Annotated in this window: 11 protein-coding genes; 4 read left to right on the plus strand and 7 right to left on the minus strand. The window is 39.7% G+C overall.

The window, feature by feature from the left end:
- Positions 1-1286: 1286 nt before the first annotated feature.
- Genes JZO70_RS19365 through JZO70_RS19375 form a run of 3 tightly spaced genes read right to left on the minus strand, consistent with a single transcriptional unit; the run spans position 1287 to position 8723 of the window.
- Positions 1287-4463 carry a DEAD/DEAH box helicase gene (locus JZO70_RS19365; protein ID WP_207675333.1) on the minus strand — a complete coding sequence of 1059 codons (3177 nt, stop codon included), beginning with the start codon at positions 4461-4463 and terminating at the stop codon, positions 1287-1289.
- The gene (locus JZO70_RS19370; RefSeq protein ID WP_207675334.1) at positions 4463-7594 is read right to left on the minus strand and encodes an AAA family ATPase; all 3132 of its coding nucleotides are present in this window, start codon (positions 7592-7594) and stop codon (positions 4463-4465) included. Before JZO70_RS19370 ends, JZO70_RS19365 begins: the two co-directional genes overlap by 1 nt.
- Positions 7584-8723, minus strand: coding sequence for an exonuclease SbcCD subunit D C-terminal domain-containing protein (locus JZO70_RS19375; protein ID WP_207675335.1), 1140 nt, complete (start codon positions 8721-8723; stop codon positions 7584-7586). Before JZO70_RS19375 ends, JZO70_RS19370 begins: the two co-directional genes overlap by 11 nt.
- A gap of 202 nt (positions 8724-8925) precedes the next feature.
- Here JZO70_RS19375 and JZO70_RS19380 point away from each other — a divergent pair, with 202 nt between their 5' ends.
- A complete protein-coding gene (locus tag JZO70_RS19380) occupies positions 8926-9654 on the plus strand; it encodes a DUF554 domain-containing protein (protein ID WP_207675336.1) in 729 nt (242 codons plus the stop codon).
- A 53-nt stretch (positions 9655-9707) separates the two neighbouring features.
- Here the strand turns inward: JZO70_RS19380 and JZO70_RS19385 are convergent, their stop codons facing one another.
- Positions 9708-10334, minus strand: a complete 627-nt coding sequence (locus tag JZO70_RS19385; RefSeq protein ID WP_207675337.1) for a lysophospholipid acyltransferase family protein — start codon at positions 10332-10334, stop codon at positions 9708-9710.
- 80 nt (positions 10335-10414) lie between these two features.
- Between JZO70_RS19385 and JZO70_RS19390 the strand changes: the two genes are divergently transcribed.
- Together JZO70_RS19390 and JZO70_RS19395 are read left to right on the plus strand one after the other, a co-directional pair.
- Positions 10415-11152 (plus strand): tRNA1(Val) (adenine(37)-N6)-methyltransferase, encoded by a 738-nt coding sequence (locus JZO70_RS19390; protein ID WP_207675338.1) that lies wholly within the window; start codon positions 10415-10417, stop codon positions 11150-11152.
- Entirely contained in the window at positions 11139-11417 is a 279-nt protein-coding gene (locus tag JZO70_RS19395) for a GIY-YIG nuclease family protein (protein WP_207675339.1), read from the plus strand. The genes JZO70_RS19390 and JZO70_RS19395 overlap by 14 nt, the downstream gene beginning before the upstream one ends.
- Positions 11418-11440: 23 nt before the next feature.
- Here JZO70_RS19395 and JZO70_RS19400 read toward each other — a convergent pair whose 3' ends face one another.
- Positions 11441-13291 carry an acyltransferase family protein gene (locus JZO70_RS19400; RefSeq protein ID WP_207675340.1) on the minus strand — a complete coding sequence of 617 codons (1851 nt, stop codon included), beginning with the start codon at positions 13289-13291 and terminating at the stop codon, positions 11441-11443.
- A gap of 224 nt (positions 13292-13515) precedes the next feature.
- On the opposite strand from JZO70_RS19400, the gene JZO70_RS19405 reads away from it, so the two are divergent.
- The gene (locus tag JZO70_RS19405; RefSeq protein ID WP_242704029.1) at positions 13516-14352 is read left to right on the plus strand and encodes a Cof-type HAD-IIB family hydrolase; all 837 of its coding nucleotides are present in this window, start codon (positions 13516-13518) and stop codon (positions 14350-14352) included.
- 41 nt (positions 14353-14393) lie between these two features.
- Here JZO70_RS19405 and JZO70_RS19410 read toward each other — a convergent pair whose 3' ends face one another.
- Together JZO70_RS19410 and aspS are read right to left on the minus strand one after the other, a co-directional pair.
- Positions 14394-15272 (minus strand): YitT family protein, encoded by an 879-nt coding sequence (locus JZO70_RS19410; protein WP_207675341.1) that lies wholly within the window; start codon positions 15270-15272, stop codon positions 14394-14396.
- A gap of 102 nt (positions 15273-15374) precedes the next feature.
- Positions 15375-17147 (minus strand): aspartate--tRNA ligase, encoded by a 1773-nt coding sequence (gene aspS / locus JZO70_RS19415; RefSeq protein ID WP_207675342.1) that lies wholly within the window; start codon positions 17145-17147, stop codon positions 15375-15377.
- Between the last annotated feature and the right edge of the window lie 76 nt (positions 17148-17223).

Here is a 17223-nt window from a genome sequence, read left to right on the forward strand (position 1 = left end):
AAGGTTTTGTCTTTCTTCTATCTGATCCTATTATACAGAAAAAACGTAACAAAAAAAAGTGGCTCCACCAACTATGTTTATAAATAATACTGTTATTTAATTTTTGGATTTGTAAAACTAGAAACTCGGCTATGCTGTACCCTAAAAAAACGAGCGGCAAAATCAGCTTAACACAAGCGCCGTATGCAACAAAATCAAAAACTGTACTAATTTACCAAGAAATTTGTTCACAACTCTGTTTAAAAATAAAAAAAATTATTTTTCTAAATTACATATTGCACTTATTCTAATCAGTAATCATTGTCAACATATCCTTTTAAATCGCGGTTCACTTGTAGATACCTGAATATCTTCACGCAAAAAACTCTGTATAAAAAACACATTTAATAAGAAAAGACTAATTTTTTTTGAAAACTAAAATACCATACTGTATTAAGTAAATTTTATCAAGAATACAAAAAATACAGATACAGCCGAGAAAAAAACAAGCGTTTTTTTAGGTTTTCTTGACCGCTAAACTTCTCAAAAAAGAGTCATTCTTTACTTGTATAGCTGCCTCAATCATTATTTTTTTCTCGTCGATTTTTTTTGATTGATAAACCCTAGTGTTTTTTTTGTCAAAAATCACAAAAATATAAGATAACAATGGTTCTTAAGCGCTTTTCGGACGACTATCTAAATAGAAATTGTAGATGATTGATTAGAAAGAGCCGGCCATACTAACAATAATATTATAATAAGGTGAGCTAACGAAAGGAAATTAATGCGTCTTTTTTTATTTGGACCATACTCGTAGCTAGCAACAGATATCATCCATGGACAGCTTTTGAATCAAAAAAGATTAGAAAAGACTTTTACGTATCCGTACCACATTGTTGTGCTAAATAAGAAATTTATCACTGATAAAGAGCTTTCGCCACAAGCACATCCCTTACCTATAAGTGACTTTGGTAAGTCTACCACTTCTTATTGATAAGAACAATTATTTTAGCACTCAAGATGAGCAACCTATTTATGCAGATATTGCACTCACCTCGGACCAACTGATCATCAAATCATTTGTCAGTCTCCACAAGATAAAATCTCAATTCCGAACAAAATATAAATTGTTTTATGAATAGCTTATCACTTGCAAATGGTGCTGTAACTCTGAATAATGGCCCTTTTTAAGAATGAAGTCTTGAAAGAACTAAGGCAACCATAAAAATACCCAAATGATATTTAGCAGAACACTGTTAATATCATTTGAGCACTTTTATGTTTAAAATGATTTTCAACGGCTCTCTTTACTCTCCGATACTTAAAATCATCCGGATATCTTCTTCTGTTAGTTTATTGACTTGTTCTTCATTACCTTGAATTACTTTTTGGAATAACTCGCGTTTTTCCTGCTGCAACTCATTCATTCGTTCTTCAATTGTTCCTTCCGCAATCATGCGCCAAACTTCTACAACCTTTTTCTGACCAATCCGATGTGCGCGGCCAGCTGCCTGTTCTTCAACTGCCGGATTCCACCATAAGTCGTAGAGGATGACTGTGTCTGCACCAGTAAGATTCAGACCAGTACCTCCTGCTTTTAATGAAATCAGGAAGATGTCTTTTTCGCCTTCGTTAAAGGCATCAACCATTGTCAGTCGATCTTTGACCTTTGTACTTCCTCTTAAATAGAAACTAGAAATACCATTTTCTCCTAGTTCCTTTTCCAAAATTGACAGCATACCGGTGAACTGAGAGAAGAGCAGCACGCGCCGGCCATTTTCTTTAGCCGCTTGAATCAAGTCTTTCACTTGTTCAAGTTTTCCTGACCCACCCTGATAATCTTCCATAAATAAACGAGGATCATCACAAATTTGCCGCAAACGGGTTAATCCAGCTAATATGGTTACTCGTTGTTTTCTGAAGGTAGCTGAATCCATTTGATCAACTTCTTGGCGCATACGTTTTAAGTAGGCCAAGTAAACGGTCTTTTGTTCCTCCATCAAACTGCTTAGAATATTTGACTCAATACGTTCAGGCAGATCTTGCAGCACCGTATTTTTATCACGACGTAAGACAAACGGTTTAATCATTCGAGCAATTTCTGATATCTCCATCTGACGGAAACGACCAATGCCTGGGAAGAAGCCGGGCATGACTGTTTGGAATAAGGACCACAGCTCTTCTAGGTTGTTTTCAATTGGTGTACCACTTAGAGCAAAGCGATTAGGAATATCCAATTGTCGTAACGCATGTGACGTTTTCGTCGCTGAATTCTTCACCATTTGCGCTTCATCTAGAATCATGTACTGATAATTTTGCTTCATGTGAAGATCAATGTCTTGCCGCAAACTAGCATAAGAAGTGATGACAATTTCTAATTCCTCACTTAACTGTACTTCTCGTTCAAGACGGTTACCTGAAACTACTACTGTATTCAAGTCTGGCGCAAACTTCTTCATTTCCGCTTGCCAGTTGTAAACCAGGCTGGCTGGGGTCACGATAACCACTTTAATCGGCTTCTGTTGTTTTTCAGCTAAAAGAAAAGTGATGACCTGCACGGTTTTCCCAAGCCCCATTTCATCAGCTAATATCCCGCCAAAACCGTAGTCACTTAGCATCTTCAGCCAACGATAGCCAATTTCCTGATAAGGTCGTAAGGTTGCCTGCAGATTGTCTGGCAGCGGTGCTGGATAATCCTCTGGATGGGTTAAATCTTGTACCATTTTCTGGAACCCGTCGCTAAATTGTGTCTGTGGATTATTTTTTAATCGTTCTTCCAGTAAGATCCCTTGGCTTTTCGGTAAACGGATCACACCATTTTCAGCATTCAAACGTTCCCGTAATTGTCCAATAACCTCACTAGTTTCTCTAAAAGCGTCAGAATCGAAGGAAAGAATTTCACCATTATCCAAGGTATAGAATTTATCTTTGCGTAAAAGACTGGACAATACATTATCAATCTCTGAATCATCTATCCCTGTAACATCAAAACGAATATCTAACCAAGAACCTCTTTGGTCGACTTCTAAAGTCGGCTGAAACTCCTGACCGTCCAAAAACAGTTGTCGCAATTTTTTACCCATTTTGACTTCGGCTAATAACCGGAACGCATTAACTTCTACCTTGAAAAAATGATAGAGCCCATCTTGTGTCGGAATAGTTTTTTCAAATCCGGTTTCAATCGGTTGATAATGAAATTTTTCAAACAGCTTCAATAGCTGCTGTTCCTTTTTACGATCCCGTAAAATTTCTACGTTGTCTGGCAGAACCGGCTGATGAGCTTCATTCGTCGTAAAGTGAGTGTTGCCATAATGAAACTCCACTTCTACCCGAATACTTCCTTTGATTTTACGGAAAATGACCACCGATTTCAGTGGATCACTTTTTATTATAGCTGATACTTCATCGGCAACTATTACGCGGCCAATTTTTCTAAGGAAGGGAAATACTTCGCTAAATAACGGCGACAGCTGATTTTGCTGGAATATAATCACTGGCTCCTTCAAACGTTTCAGCAGCTGCTTCAATGTGATATAGGTTTCCTGCTGTTCATGAGTGAGAATATAGTACGCATTGTCAACAAATCCTAAAAAATAATTGCTGAAATACGCAGTAAAGTCATCTTCAATCGTAAAAGTAAATGCATCCTCCTGTTTCGTCAACCTGAACGTCAAAGGCAGCTCTAAACCTTCCGTAAGCTGATGATAGCCTTTTCCATTGATGTTTACTGTCAGATTTCCTGTCTGCTCCATATTTGTAAACAACTCTTGAATTCGATGTACCGGCAATAACAAATAGCGCTTATCTAGTTTGCCTTTTACTTGAAGCCCCGCTTTTCCTAACAATTGATAGGTTTCGCTGACTCCTACCAAATCCTCAATAATATCCCGACATTTTGGATCGAAAGCGCCTGCTTCAATCTGGAAGCGATATTGTTTATTAATAGTATAAACAGAGTCTGTTTGATACGCGTGTAGAAAATCATACAGATTTTTAACAATATAGCTGCGTTTGCTGGCCCGACTTCCTAAACGTAATGACACCGCTAATACATCTAGTTCTGGGTGATAAGGATTGGTAGGAATGGGCTCTACAATAAATTCAACAAATAATGGCTGAATAGGCAGTGCATCTTTTTCTAAACGAGCAAATCCTTGATTTAACAAATCAGCAAATGAAATCGAGCTCTCTTTTGGTTTAGGTAAAACCGTCTCTGGCTTGATCACTCTCGAAAGCCCTTGATCCCTTAAATACAATTCTACTGCTACCGTGTGTTTACAGTAACCATGCTCTTCCCAATAAGGGCATTCACACAAATCATTCTCTTTTCCGCTGCCATCTAAATCGACTAAATACAGCTCACTACCTAAAACTTCACCATGCCACACTCGTCGAGCTGGATCCGCAGAGACCGAAAGCACACGGCCTTCTTTTAAATATGTTCTTCCACGTTCAATAACCTTTTCTGGAATACTCCATCTCATTAGTGTCTCTCCCATCCTTCTAGTTGATAACGAATCGTACTTTGACCAGTCCCGCTTGTTTGTACTATTACTTGCTGTGGAATTCGTTCTTTTAATTCCCTAACGTGACTAATGATGCCAATCATACGACCCTGACTTTCAATTCCTTCTAATGCACTTACAGCCATCTCCAATGCTTCTTCATCCAATGAACCAAAACCTTCATCAATAAACAAAGTTTCCATGGCAATCCCCCCAGATTGATTTTGGATGACCTCAGCTAAGCCTAAAGCCAAAGCTAAAGCAGCAATAAAGCTCTCACCGCCTGACAAGGTGTGGGCACTGCGGCTGGCCCCGGTATTGTCATCATAAATATTGATTTCTAAACCAGTATTTCCCTTAGAACGTCCAGTTTGCTGATTCAATTCAAATTGATATCGCCCATTTGTCAGTAAGGTTAGCTGCAGGTTTGCTGCTTGCAGTACTTCATTGAGGTACCACTGCAGTACAAAACGCTCTAAACTTATTTTAGCAGGATTGTCCCCGTTCATCGTGCGGTAAAGCTCGGTTAATTCGGTTAATTCATTCAGTTGTTGACTACTTTTTTGATGAAGGTCTTCAATCTGCTGAAGAACTTGTTCCAATTGTTTAAGCTGCAAATCTTTTTGGTAAAAGACCTCTTGTGCTTCATGAACGATTGCTTCCAATTTGATGGTCTGTTCTCTGATCGGCTCCAATTCAGGACAAGTCTTTTCAGCCACTGCACGTTTTAGCTGCTGTAATCGATCTTGAGCCAATAACCATTCATTGTCAAAAGCCTTAATCTCTTCTTCCAATTCACTAAAATCTTTCGGAGCTTTGTACTGTTCCTCAATAGCTGCTAGTTCAAGATTCGTCTCGATCAGCGCCTCAGCAAAATCTGTATCTTTTTGTCGGTGTTCCTCTAGCAATAAATTTTCTTGATTAGCTAGCTGGTTCAAGCTTTCTGATAAACGGATTTTCTCAGTATAGATACGCTGCTCTTCTTTTTTGTGCTCTTCTATCAGTTCTTGCCTTTTTGCGATATCCGATTCAAGAGTATTAATTTCTGTTTTTAATGCTATTACTTGCCATTCCTGCGCCTGTTCTGTTGCAGTCTGAAGTCGTCCAGAGAGCAATTGAAGATGATTGTCAACTTCTCGCAGGCGCTCTGCCATCTTCTCATAATCGGTCTGCAGTTGTCGTTGAACTGTTTCTAAACGCGCGCTTTCCTCTTTAGCAGAAGTGATTATTGCGAGTTCTTGAGCAGTCGTATTTTCCTTCTCGTTTAAATAGTCTTGGAGGTTTTCTAGCTGCGTATCTGTTTGTTCGTTGTAGTAGGTTTCCACCTGCTTAGTAAATACTTCACTCTTCTTTTGAAACTCAACAACTTCCTGTTTGTATTCTTCTTGCGCCACTTCATGTTTATTGGAATTTATTCGCAGCTCATTTTCGGCAGTTTCTTTTTGAACGTGTAACTGCTTTACTGCTTCCTCGGATTCTTCTAATAGGATTTGCAACTGCTTTAGCTCTGAGCTGGAAATCGTTTCGTGACCCGCTGGATTTGGATGCTCTAAAGAACCACATACTGGACACGGCTCATCAGGAAGCAACTCTTGACTCAAGCGAGCAATTTCCAAACTTGCCCAACGGCTTTTTTGCTTCTTAAGTTTTGCGTTTTGATTCGTTAGTTCCTTACTGATTTGGCTGATTTTGTCAGTAAGTACAGCTAGTTGAATTTGCTGGTCCTCTACCTGTTCTTCTTGCTGATTCAATTGCCTTTGCTCTTGCAGCAGCTGACCAATCTGTTGAGTGAACTGGATTTCTTGATAACGACGATCCTGCCAGAAGGTTTCAGCTTCCTGCTGCATTTTCAGCTTGGACGTTTGCTCTTCGATCGCTTTGATTGCGGCACTAATCCGTTCACATTCCTGCTTAACTTCTTTTTGTACTAGTAATTGCTGCTGTTTCTGTGCTTCCAGCTCTTCTTTTTGAATCACAAAAGGTAAGGCAGTTTTCAACTCTTGGTATTGTCTTTCTTTTGCTTCCCATAAAGGCCTATCAGCTTCCAAGGCTGTCCCTTGCTGCTGGGCTTCTTTTTGTTTATCAGCAAGTATTTCTAACGCTTCATGAGTACCAGTTATTTGCTGTTTTAAGTGTTGGGCACTCTGGTTTATTTCTTGCAGACGCGTATATATCGGCAGCAACTGTTGAATTTTCTTCCCCTTATCTGCCGCTTCGCGTTTTTTCAACATTTCAGCTTCCTGCTGTTGGAACAGATGTACCGCTTTTTCTGCCTCGCTAAGCTGCTGAAATTTTATTGCTAGCTGTTCAGCTTCTGCCAGCAATTCTTGCTGCTTTTTGTATTCTACTTTTTTAGCAGTTACCGTTACGTGCATTTCTTGTACTGATTGTTTTTCTGCCATTAGATAGTTTTTGGCTGTATTCAGCGACTCCTGGTAAGTATCGCCTTTTTCCGTTACCACCTGTTGAAACAATTGATCGATTCTCACCATAACTTCGCTAACATCTTTTTCCAGCTCCTGCTTCTGAGCTTTCAATTCCTCAGTGAAGGTGCGGTAAATAGTCGTTCCAAACAAACTTCGTAAGACAGCTTCCTTTTCTGAGCTGTTGGCTACTAGAAAGGTGCGAAATTCGCCTTGAGGCAGCATCGCAATTTGTCGAAATTGATCTTTATTTAAATGCAGCATACTATAAATCATGTCACTTACCGGTTCGACTTTTTGATAGGCTTCCACTTCCCTGCCTTCATTGTCCAAAACGACTAGCTGAACTTTTTGATTCTTCGTCGTCTCACCTTTACCGCTTTTTTTCCTGACAACTTGTTTTGGAGAACGTTCAATTACAAATTGGCGACCTTGATGTTCGAAATAGAACTTAACCCTGGTTTCTTCAGTAGGTTCAGCAAAAGTTGAACGAATTTCGCTGGCGTTTCTTACGCCACCTGATGCATCTCCAAACAAGGCAAAAGTAATTGCATCAAAAATAGTCGTTTTTCCAGCTCCGGTTTTACCGCTGATTAAAAATAGCGGTGTTTCCAGAAAGTAGGTAAAATCAACTTCTTCATGAACAAAAGGACCAAAATTTTCCATGACAATTTTTTTAGGAAGCATCAGCAGCGCCTCCTTTTTTCATCAATTGATGAAGAGTTTGTTCGATCCACTTTTGCTGTCTCGAGGTAGGTGCTGACTGGACAATTGTGGTGAAAAATTCCTCCGTTAGTTCAATTGGCGTTTGCTCTTTAAGTTTCTTAACAGACAGCTGTTGGCTATTCTCACGTCCATAGAGCCGCTCGACTTGAAGGACTCGTGGATAAACCTTCCGCAGCTGGTTCATCATGTTGGGAATAATGCTGCGGTCCTCTAACAATAACGAATAGTAGTTTTCTCGATTAAGCTGCTGATAAATCTCCGGGTCTAAAAAATGAGCAAAAGTTCCTTGCAGTTCTTGTAATTCTCTTAAAGGAGTTAGTTCTATAAATTGCAGATTTAATTTTTCTTCAGTCTCTACGATCCAGACGCCTTTTTTTTGCTCTTTTTCCGAAAGAGAATATTTTAATGGTGAACCACTGTAGCGAGCGTTTGCTAGATTCAAGGCATTTTTATTGTGCAAATGGCCCAAAGCAACATAATCAAAATCTTCCAGTAAAGAACCATTTATTCCGTCTAATCCGCCAACCTCTACCTTTGTCTCAGAATCCGAACGACTGCTGCCGGAAACAAAAAAATGGCTTATTAGTACTTGTTTAAGTTGAGAATCGAAGTTCTCTTTCATTTTATCAATAACCAGCGGCATAGCATCGTGAATAGTCCGAATATCAGGATTATCAAAGTAAATACGTGCATCAACAGGTTCAAAATACGGCAACAAGAAAAATGCGGTATCTTGCATAATGACTGGTGTAAATGCTTGATCTAAGCGCGTGTGCAGATGAAAGTTAGAATGTGCGAACCATGGCGCCCCAGTAGCCAGACGGGTTGCGCTATCATGATTGCCTGAAATCGCCAGCAAAGGAATCCCTTCTGTTAGATTCATAGCAGCAATTGTCTGATTCAGTAGACGAACTCCGTCTTCTGAAGGAACTGAACGATCATATAGATCGCCGGCAATTACAATCGCATCTACTTTCTCAGCTTTAGCAACGGTTAAAATCTGTTTAAGGATAAACGCTTGATCCTCCAGCAAATCATAACCATGCAGTTTTTTGCCAATATGCCAGTCGGCTGTATGTAAAAATCTCACAAAATCACCTTTTTCTAAAAAAGTCCTTCTTATTAGTATAACATGAGTCTTTGAATTTTTCTGCTGCTGACGGCAAAGTAGCTCCTAATAAATTTAGTTTACTTCTTCGGATTTTTTCTAAAATTTTAATCGAGACTACCATTTTCTTTGCAAATAAGATAGGATAAATCTAGTCATATTTTTTAAAGAAAGAAGGAAAGTTATGCCGATTGGAATATTAATAAATTCAACATCAATCATAGTAGGAGGTTTAGCCGGAGGATTTTTAGGCCATCTATTATCGGAGCGTTTCAAAGAAGAAATTCAATTGATTTTCGGACTTTGTGCCTTAGCGATGGGGATTCCTGCTATTACACAAACCGCAAATCTTCCAGCGGTTATTTTGTCCGTGATATTAGGTACTTCTCTCGGAATGTTTCTACACTTAGAGAAGAAGATTGAAAGTGCTGCTGATTTGATGCAGCGTCCAGTTAACAAATTGTTTCCGCAAGAGCATTTATCCGTTCCTCACGATGAATTTGTTCGCGGACTAGTGACGATTATTGTTCTGTTTTGTGCTAGCGGTACCGGCATTTACGGCAGCCTAGATGCAGGTATGACTGGTGAGCACACCATCTTAATTGCCAAATCTATTCTTGATTTTTTTACTGCAGCAATCTTTGCCTGTAACTTAGGCTATGTTGTCTCACTGGTTGCTTTGCCGCAATTTGTCATCTTTTTTTCGTTGTTCTTATTTGCTGGTATCATCTTGCCCTTAACTACTCCGGAAATGATTTTAGATTTTCGTTCATGCGGCGGGTTATTAATTGTAGCCACCTCTTTTCGCATGATACGTGTCAAAATGTTTCCGACAGCTGATATGATTCCCTCGATGGTTCTAGTAATGCCATTAAGCTGGGTGTGGACGAATGTCTTTCTTCCACTTCTTTAATCATGAAAAAAGCATACCAATTGAGAAGTTCAATCGGTATGCTTGATCAGCACTTATTCTTTTTCATTTGGTACATATTTGTATTCTGGATTGATCTCATGATCCAACGTATCAAAAGCCTGCTGTACTCGGACTTCAATCGCTGCGAGGCCTTCTTTATCTAATTTTTTGATGTCACTGACATCAATGGCTTCACCAAAACGAACATAGACTGGTTTACGCTTAAATAGATCAGATAACTTAAGCGGTCCTTGATAAACACAAGGAACTATTTTAACTTTGGCTAAACGAGAAATTAAGGCCATACCACCTTTCAGTTCCGTAGAATGGCGTGTCCCGCTTGGGAACATGATTAAACTCTTATCAGAATCCTTCAACAGTTTTACCGGTTTTTTTACTACACTGGGACCTGGTTTGTCTCGATTGACCGGAAAAGCATTCATGTGAACCAAGATAAAACGCAGGATAGGATTCTTGAACAGCTCTTCTTTGGCCATAAAACAAAATTGTTTGGGTGAGGCTCCTAAGGCCATGTAAACTGGGTCCAACCAAGTTCGGTGAGGTGCCACCAAAATATAGTTTTCATCTTTAGGTAAGGCTTCCTGATTTTGATAATGAGCATTCCCGTTAATAATTGCTACTAGTATGCGCACAATGCCGCGAACAAATTTAAAGAACATAATTTTTTCCTTTCGGTTTTCTAACATAACTAAACGTAGTATAATACATGCGCACGAATTTTTTAAGGGGGCATAAGCAAATGTTAAACAATGGGGAACGAATTGATCAGCTATATGCTGAAGATATTCAGATCATTCAAAGCTCTGAAGTCTTCTCTTTTTCTTTAGATGCTGTTTTGTTAGCCAATTTCCCAAGAGTCCCAAAACGGGGAAGGATCGTTGACCTTTGTGCGGGAAATGGCGCTGTAGGTCTTTTTATCAGCAAAAAAACGCAGGCTGCCATTGATCAAATTGAGCTACAGCCACGTTTAGCTGATATGGGGCAACGCAGCATTCAACTCAATCACTTAGAGCAGCAAATGACGATGCATACCTTGGATTTAAAAGAGACCTTTACCAAGTTTAAACCGGACTCCGTGGATCTGGTCGTTTGTAATCCTCCTTATTTTAAAGAGCTTCCGACGAGCAAAAAAAATCCTAATCCCTATCTTGCTGCTGCCCGTCACGAGATCCATGCTACGTTAGAAGACGTAATTGCGGTATCTTCTCGGCTGTTAAAAATGAATGGTCACTTCGCGCTGGTACATCGCCCAGATCGTTTTTTAGATATAATTGATTGCTTGCGGGCCCATAAGATTGCTCCTAAGCGCATCCAATTCGTATATCCCAAAGAAGGTAAAGAAGCAAACATTCTCCTCATCGAAGGAATCAAGTATGGTAAAAACGAAGGCCTGCGCTTCTTGCCACCGCTCATCACTTATGACGAACAAGGGAATTATACTCAGCCTGTAAAGGAGATGCTGTATGGTCGCGGATAATCATTATTTTTATGTACTGTCCTGTCATGATCGTTCCTATTATGGTGGATACACGGTTGATCTTACCAGGCGTTTGTCTGAGCACAACTCTGGAAAAGGGGCCAAGTACACCCATCCAGCCAAACGGCGGCCTGTCACGATGATTCATGCGGAACAATTTGATTCTAGAAGTGCGGCGATGAAAGCTGAAGCTGCCTTTAAACGCCTGCCAAGAGTGCAAAAGGATCGTTACTTAAAAGAATATCGAAAAAAAAGCGTTTTGTGACCAGAAGTCACAAAACGCTTTTACTATTGTCCTTTTAACAATTCTTGAGAAATCAATGAACAATAAGGAATGATGCCTTCAGAATTAGGATGGACTTGATCATCGTAAAACCAGCCTGGCTGAGCGTTACTGTAATTGTACCAGTCGATCAATGTAAGATTATCGTACTTTTCAACCATCGCATTAAGCTTATCATTCACTTCGTTTTGCCAGCGTTGAGTTGGCACATGTACATTTACTACAAAAACTCGCCGCTTCGTTCCGATGACCTTCATCATTTGATCAAATTCATCATTTGTAAATGTTCCATTTGTTCCTAAGCTCAGCAAAACAGTATCTTCTAGTTTCTTCTTATCCTTTAATTCTTGCAGCAGGGGCGGACTTTCATCAACTTGACGGCCAATTTCACCATCAATCATCATTTTAGGAAAGATTTCTTTTAAGCCGCTAGCACCCGCTAACAGTACAGAATCACCAAATGCTGTAACCGGCATATTTTTTGCCTTGGTAATTTGACGATTCGTTAACCCGTACTTCTCAGCTAAATCCGGTCCATCATCGCTGCTGGCACTCGTTTCTGTTTGCGAGGAAGCTTGAGGGTTCTGTGCTTCCTTTTGATTGGCTTCGATTTGCTTTTGCAGTGCCTGCTGGTTGGCATCCACTTGGTTAGTAGGTGCTAATACTAAACCAACTAATGCAATCACTGTAACTAAAGACACGGATAGAAACGTAATTTTCTGTCTGCTCTTTAAAGGTGCTTTCAGCCATGTTCCAACTTTTGAAAAAAGTCCGCGATAATTGAAAAAGCGTAGTGGTTTTTCTACATAACGGTAAGAAATCTCGGTAATTAGTAAGATCAATACAATCTCGATGATTGTGTGTATTACTAAATGATCCGCTACATTAAACTTTGCTTCGTAGAAAATCATCACCGGAAATTGGTAAAGATAAATACCATAGCTGCGTTTCCCCAGCCAGGTAAATACCGGATTGGTTAGCCATTTATTTAAGCTGGCACCCGGATGAGCCGTAATTGCTACCAGTAAAACACAAAGTAAGCTGATTAGGAACATGCCACCGTAATAAAGAAAAGTTGTTCCGTCATTTAAAAATAGGAAGGCAGCAATTAACAACAGTAACGAAATTAGTCCGATACTATTCAAAACTTTTTTGGCCTGCTTCGGTATTTTGGCTTTTAATCGAGTACTAGGCCATATAAAGGCCAAACCTGATCCCATCAAGATCGAAAACAAACGTGTATCTGTTCCGTAATAAACCCGCGTAGGATCTTGACCGGGAGTGAACAAGATCGCCATCCAGATAGCTGAAATCAATGCAGCTATCGATATAGTGATGAATATCTTTCCGCGATTTTTTACCAGTCGCATTAACAGGATAAAAACAATTGGCCAAATCAAGTAATTTTGCGTCTCTACCGCTAATGACCAAATATGGGTGAAGGGCGATTCACCAGCAAAACGATCAAAATAGGACAGCCCGTGTTCAATTTGCCACCAGTTGTTGACATACAATAAACTGCTGACTACATTCCCACGCAAATTATTCAATAAATTCCGCTGAAATAATGTGATATACGCCGAAGAAGCAATTAGCATCGTTACCAATGCTGGATAAAGCCGCTTCATCCTTCGTATATAAAATTTTCCTAATTTGATTTTGCCATTTTGCTTCCATTCTTGGACCAGTAAGTCAGTGATTAAATATCCAGATACAACAAAAAACACTGGCACCCCTAAGAATCCGCCACGCATTTGAGAAGGCAGCAAATGATATAAAATGACTCCGATTACTGCCAAAGCTCGAAGTCCATCAAACCCAGTTATATAACGACTATTTCTCAGTCTTTTCTTCATTTTTAGTTTCCAACTTTACTTTAGAATCAAATTAAACTATACGTTCTATTCATTTAAAGTGCAAGAGCTATCTTGGAAAATAAACATTTTCTAAATTTTATTTGCTATAAAAAATGCTGCAGCTGATGCGTAAGCAATCTACCCGAACAATAGCACAAAAAGCAGTAAAAATAAACTTGTACTTTCTCTTGACTTGGAACCCGTCCCAGCAGGTACAATGGTACATGAAAGGTGGTCATACATATATGATTAAGCTAATAGCAGTTGATATGGACGGAACATTTTTGAATGATCAAAAAACTTATAATAAATCTCGCTTTGAGCAGTTATTAAAGCAGATGCAACAGCAAAACATTCATTTCGTTGTTGCCAGCGGTAATCAATATTTCCAGTTGCGTAGTTTTTTTCCAGACAATTATCAAGATATTGCCTTTGTCTCCGAGAATGGTGCCAATATTGTTCTAGGCGAAACAGCTTTTTATAATGCAGAGTTAGACCCCTCGGCAATACCAGCGATACTGGAATCGATAGAACAAACAAATCCTTCTGCACTGATTATCTGTGGTAAAAACAGTGCGTATATCGCGGATTCCATTTCCGATAAAGGCTTTGAATATGCCAGCTTTTATTATCCTCAAATAAAGAAGCTGACAAATCTGCAAATGGTTACTCAAGAAAACGATGCGCTTTTCAAATTTGCGCTTTCTCATTCACCAGATAATATGCCAGTTGCGCTGGAAGCTTTAAAAGAAAAACTGGCCCCTTGGCTTATCCCGGTCACTAGCGGGCACGAGGACATCGATTTAATTATTCCTGGTGTTCATAAATTTAGCGGCTTGCAACGTTTAGGTGAACTTTGGCAGATTAAACCTGAAGAAATGATGGCTTTCGGCGACAGTGGCAATGATCTGGAAATGCTGGAAAACGTAAAATATAGTTATGCTATGGCTAATGCCAGCAAACCCGTTCAAGCAGCTGCTAACTACTCGATCGGCTCGAATAATACAGAGGATCTGTTGGATACCATCCAACAAGTTTGCCAAGGTACTTTTGTTTACTAAGAACAGCTTCGGATACTAAAAAAGCGAGGCAGCTGCCTCGCTTAGTCTAAAGATTCTTCATAAAATCGACCCATAATTCGGACATTCTCAGAGATGCTGACAAATGCGCCTGGATCAGTTTCTTTCATAATGGTTTCTAATTGAGGCAGTTCAAACCGTGTTACGACTGTAAACAGCACGGTTTGTTTGTCGTGCTTATAAGCCCCTTCTGCTTCATTAATGATAGTAATCCCTCTTCGCATACTATCTTGGATACCATTAATCACTTTATCGGGACACTTGGTAACAATCATTACCTGCATTTTCCGCTGTTTCGTATACAAAGCATCCGTCAGCTTGCCACTCATGAAAATCGACAATGCAGAGTAAAACATATATTGCCAACCAAATAAAATCCCAGCAACCAGCATAATCATTATATTGAAAATGATCGAAATAGAACCTACCGAACGCCCGGTCTTTTTACGAATGGTGATACTCAATATATCCAGACCACCTGAAGACAAGCCGTTTTTTAGCGCAAAACCAATGCCCACACCCATAATGGCTCCGCCAAAGATAGCGCAGATAATTGGATCATCTGTCAGCTGAGTTTCAGGAATGATATGCATAAAAAAGGAAGTCAGAAAAACTGTCACAAAAGTAAATATCGTGAATTTATGACCAATTTTAAACCAAGCCAAAACAAATAATGGCAGATTCAACACGAACAGCGTAATCGACACCGGGACCGTTTGTCCGATCAGCTGATGAGACAACGTTGTCAGTATTTGGGCAAATCCGGTTATCCCGCTAGAGTAAATATTCCCCGGCTGATAGAAGAAATTCACCGCAATAGAAGCTAAGAAAGCATAGACGACAGCAACAGACAAGCGGGTGGCAAAATCATGATACGGCCAACCCTCTATCTTTTTTTTCATTTTATTTACAGGCCTCTTTTCCACAAATTCATTCACATTATACGAGCTTTCAGTATAAAAAGAAAGCACCCTCAAAAAGAGCGTGCTTATCTTAGAATATTCTTAGTCTTCTACATTTGTTGTGTTAATGCTCAACTCATAAAGCTGCAATGGTGAAACGGTACTTGGTGCATCTGACATTGGATCAGCTGCTTTCCCGTTTTTCGGAAAGGCAATGACTTCACGGATATTGTCTTCGCCTGCCAACAACATTGCGAAACGGTCTAATCCTAAAGCGATTCCTCCAATTGGCGGGAAGCCATAATCCAATGATTCCAGCAAGAAACCAAATTGTTCGTTAGCAGATTCGCGAGTGAAGCCTAATGTTTCAAAGACTTGTTCCTGTAACTCGCGAGTATGAATACGTAGTGATCCTCCACCTAACTCGTAACCATTCAATACAATATCATAAGCTTGTGCATAAACTTTTTCCGGATGATCCTTCAAGTTAGGAATATCTTCATCATTCGGCATAGTGAATGGATGGTGAGCGGAAACGTAACGACCTAGTTCTTGATCGTATTCAAACTGTGGCCAATTTACAACCCATAAATAATTAAACTTGCTTTCATCGATCATGCCTAGTTCCTTACCTACTTTAGAACGAACAGCACCTAAAGCTGTTACTGCAGTTAAGAATTGATCAGCAGCAAACATCAATACATCGCCTGCTTCAGCTTTCATCGCTGTTTTCAGTTCATCAGCAACGCCGCCCATGAATTTAGCGATCGGGCCTGTTAATTCGCCGTTTTCATCAACCTTAATCCAAGCCAAACCTTTAGCCCCAAATTGGCCGACAAATTGACCTAAGCGATCTAATTCTTTACGTGAATACTTATCAGCTGCGCCTTTTGCGTTCAACGCTTTTACTACTCCGCCATTGTCAGTTGCCATACGGAATACTTTGAAATCAGTCGCTGCTGCAATTTCAGTCACATCGATTAACTCCATGTCAAAGCGAGTATCAGGTTTATCAGAACCATAACGTTCCATTGCTTCATCCCAAGTAATACGTGGGAATGGTAGTGTTACCTCAACATTCAGCAAGTCTTTCATTACTTGAGCAATCATATTTTCAGTGTACTCTTGAATCTCTTCAGCAGTTAAGAAGCTGGTTTCGATATCAATTTGCGTAAATTCTGGTTGACGATCTCCACGTAAATCTTCGTCACGGAAGCAACGAACAATTTGGTAATAACGATCAAAGCCAGCAGTCATTAACAATTGTTTCAAAATTTGTGGTGATTGAGGCAATGCGTAAAAATGTCCAGGGTGCACACGAGATGGTACTAAATAGTCACGGGCTCCTTCTGGCGTTGATTTCGCAAGATACGGTGTTTCGATATCTAAGAAATCATTGGTATCTAAGAAATTACGTACTGATTGTGTTAAGCGATGACGCAACATAATATTTTGAGTCATTTTAGGACGACGCAAATCCATATAACGATATTTCAAACGAACTTCATCACTAATATTTTGTTCATCTTCGATTGAAAATGGCGGTGTTTTTGCTTCGTTCAAGATGATGATTTCTTCACCTTTGACTTCGAAGTCGCCTGTTGTCATTTTCGGATTGACCGAATTTTCGTCCCGACGGATAACTGTTCCGGTAATTTCTACTACATATTCACTTCGGCATTGGTCTGCTACTTCCCAAGCTGCTTTTGATTCTTCAGGATTAAAGACAACTTGAACCACACCTTCACGGTCGCGCAAATCAATAAAAATCAATCCACCTAAGTCGCGGCGCTTTTGCACCCATCCTTTTAACGTTACTTTCTTATCCAACCATTGGTCAGAAATTAAACCACAATAAACCGATCTTTTAGCCATTATTCTACTCCTCATTCTTATTAATGTATTAATTTTCCCGTGGGAAAAATTAGTCCGTTTTTCATTTCGTATACCA

The organism is Candidatus Enterococcus moelleringii (assembly GCF_017377575.1).
GTDB lineage: Bacteria > Bacillota > Bacilli > Lactobacillales > Enterococcaceae > Enterococcus_A > Enterococcus_A moelleringii.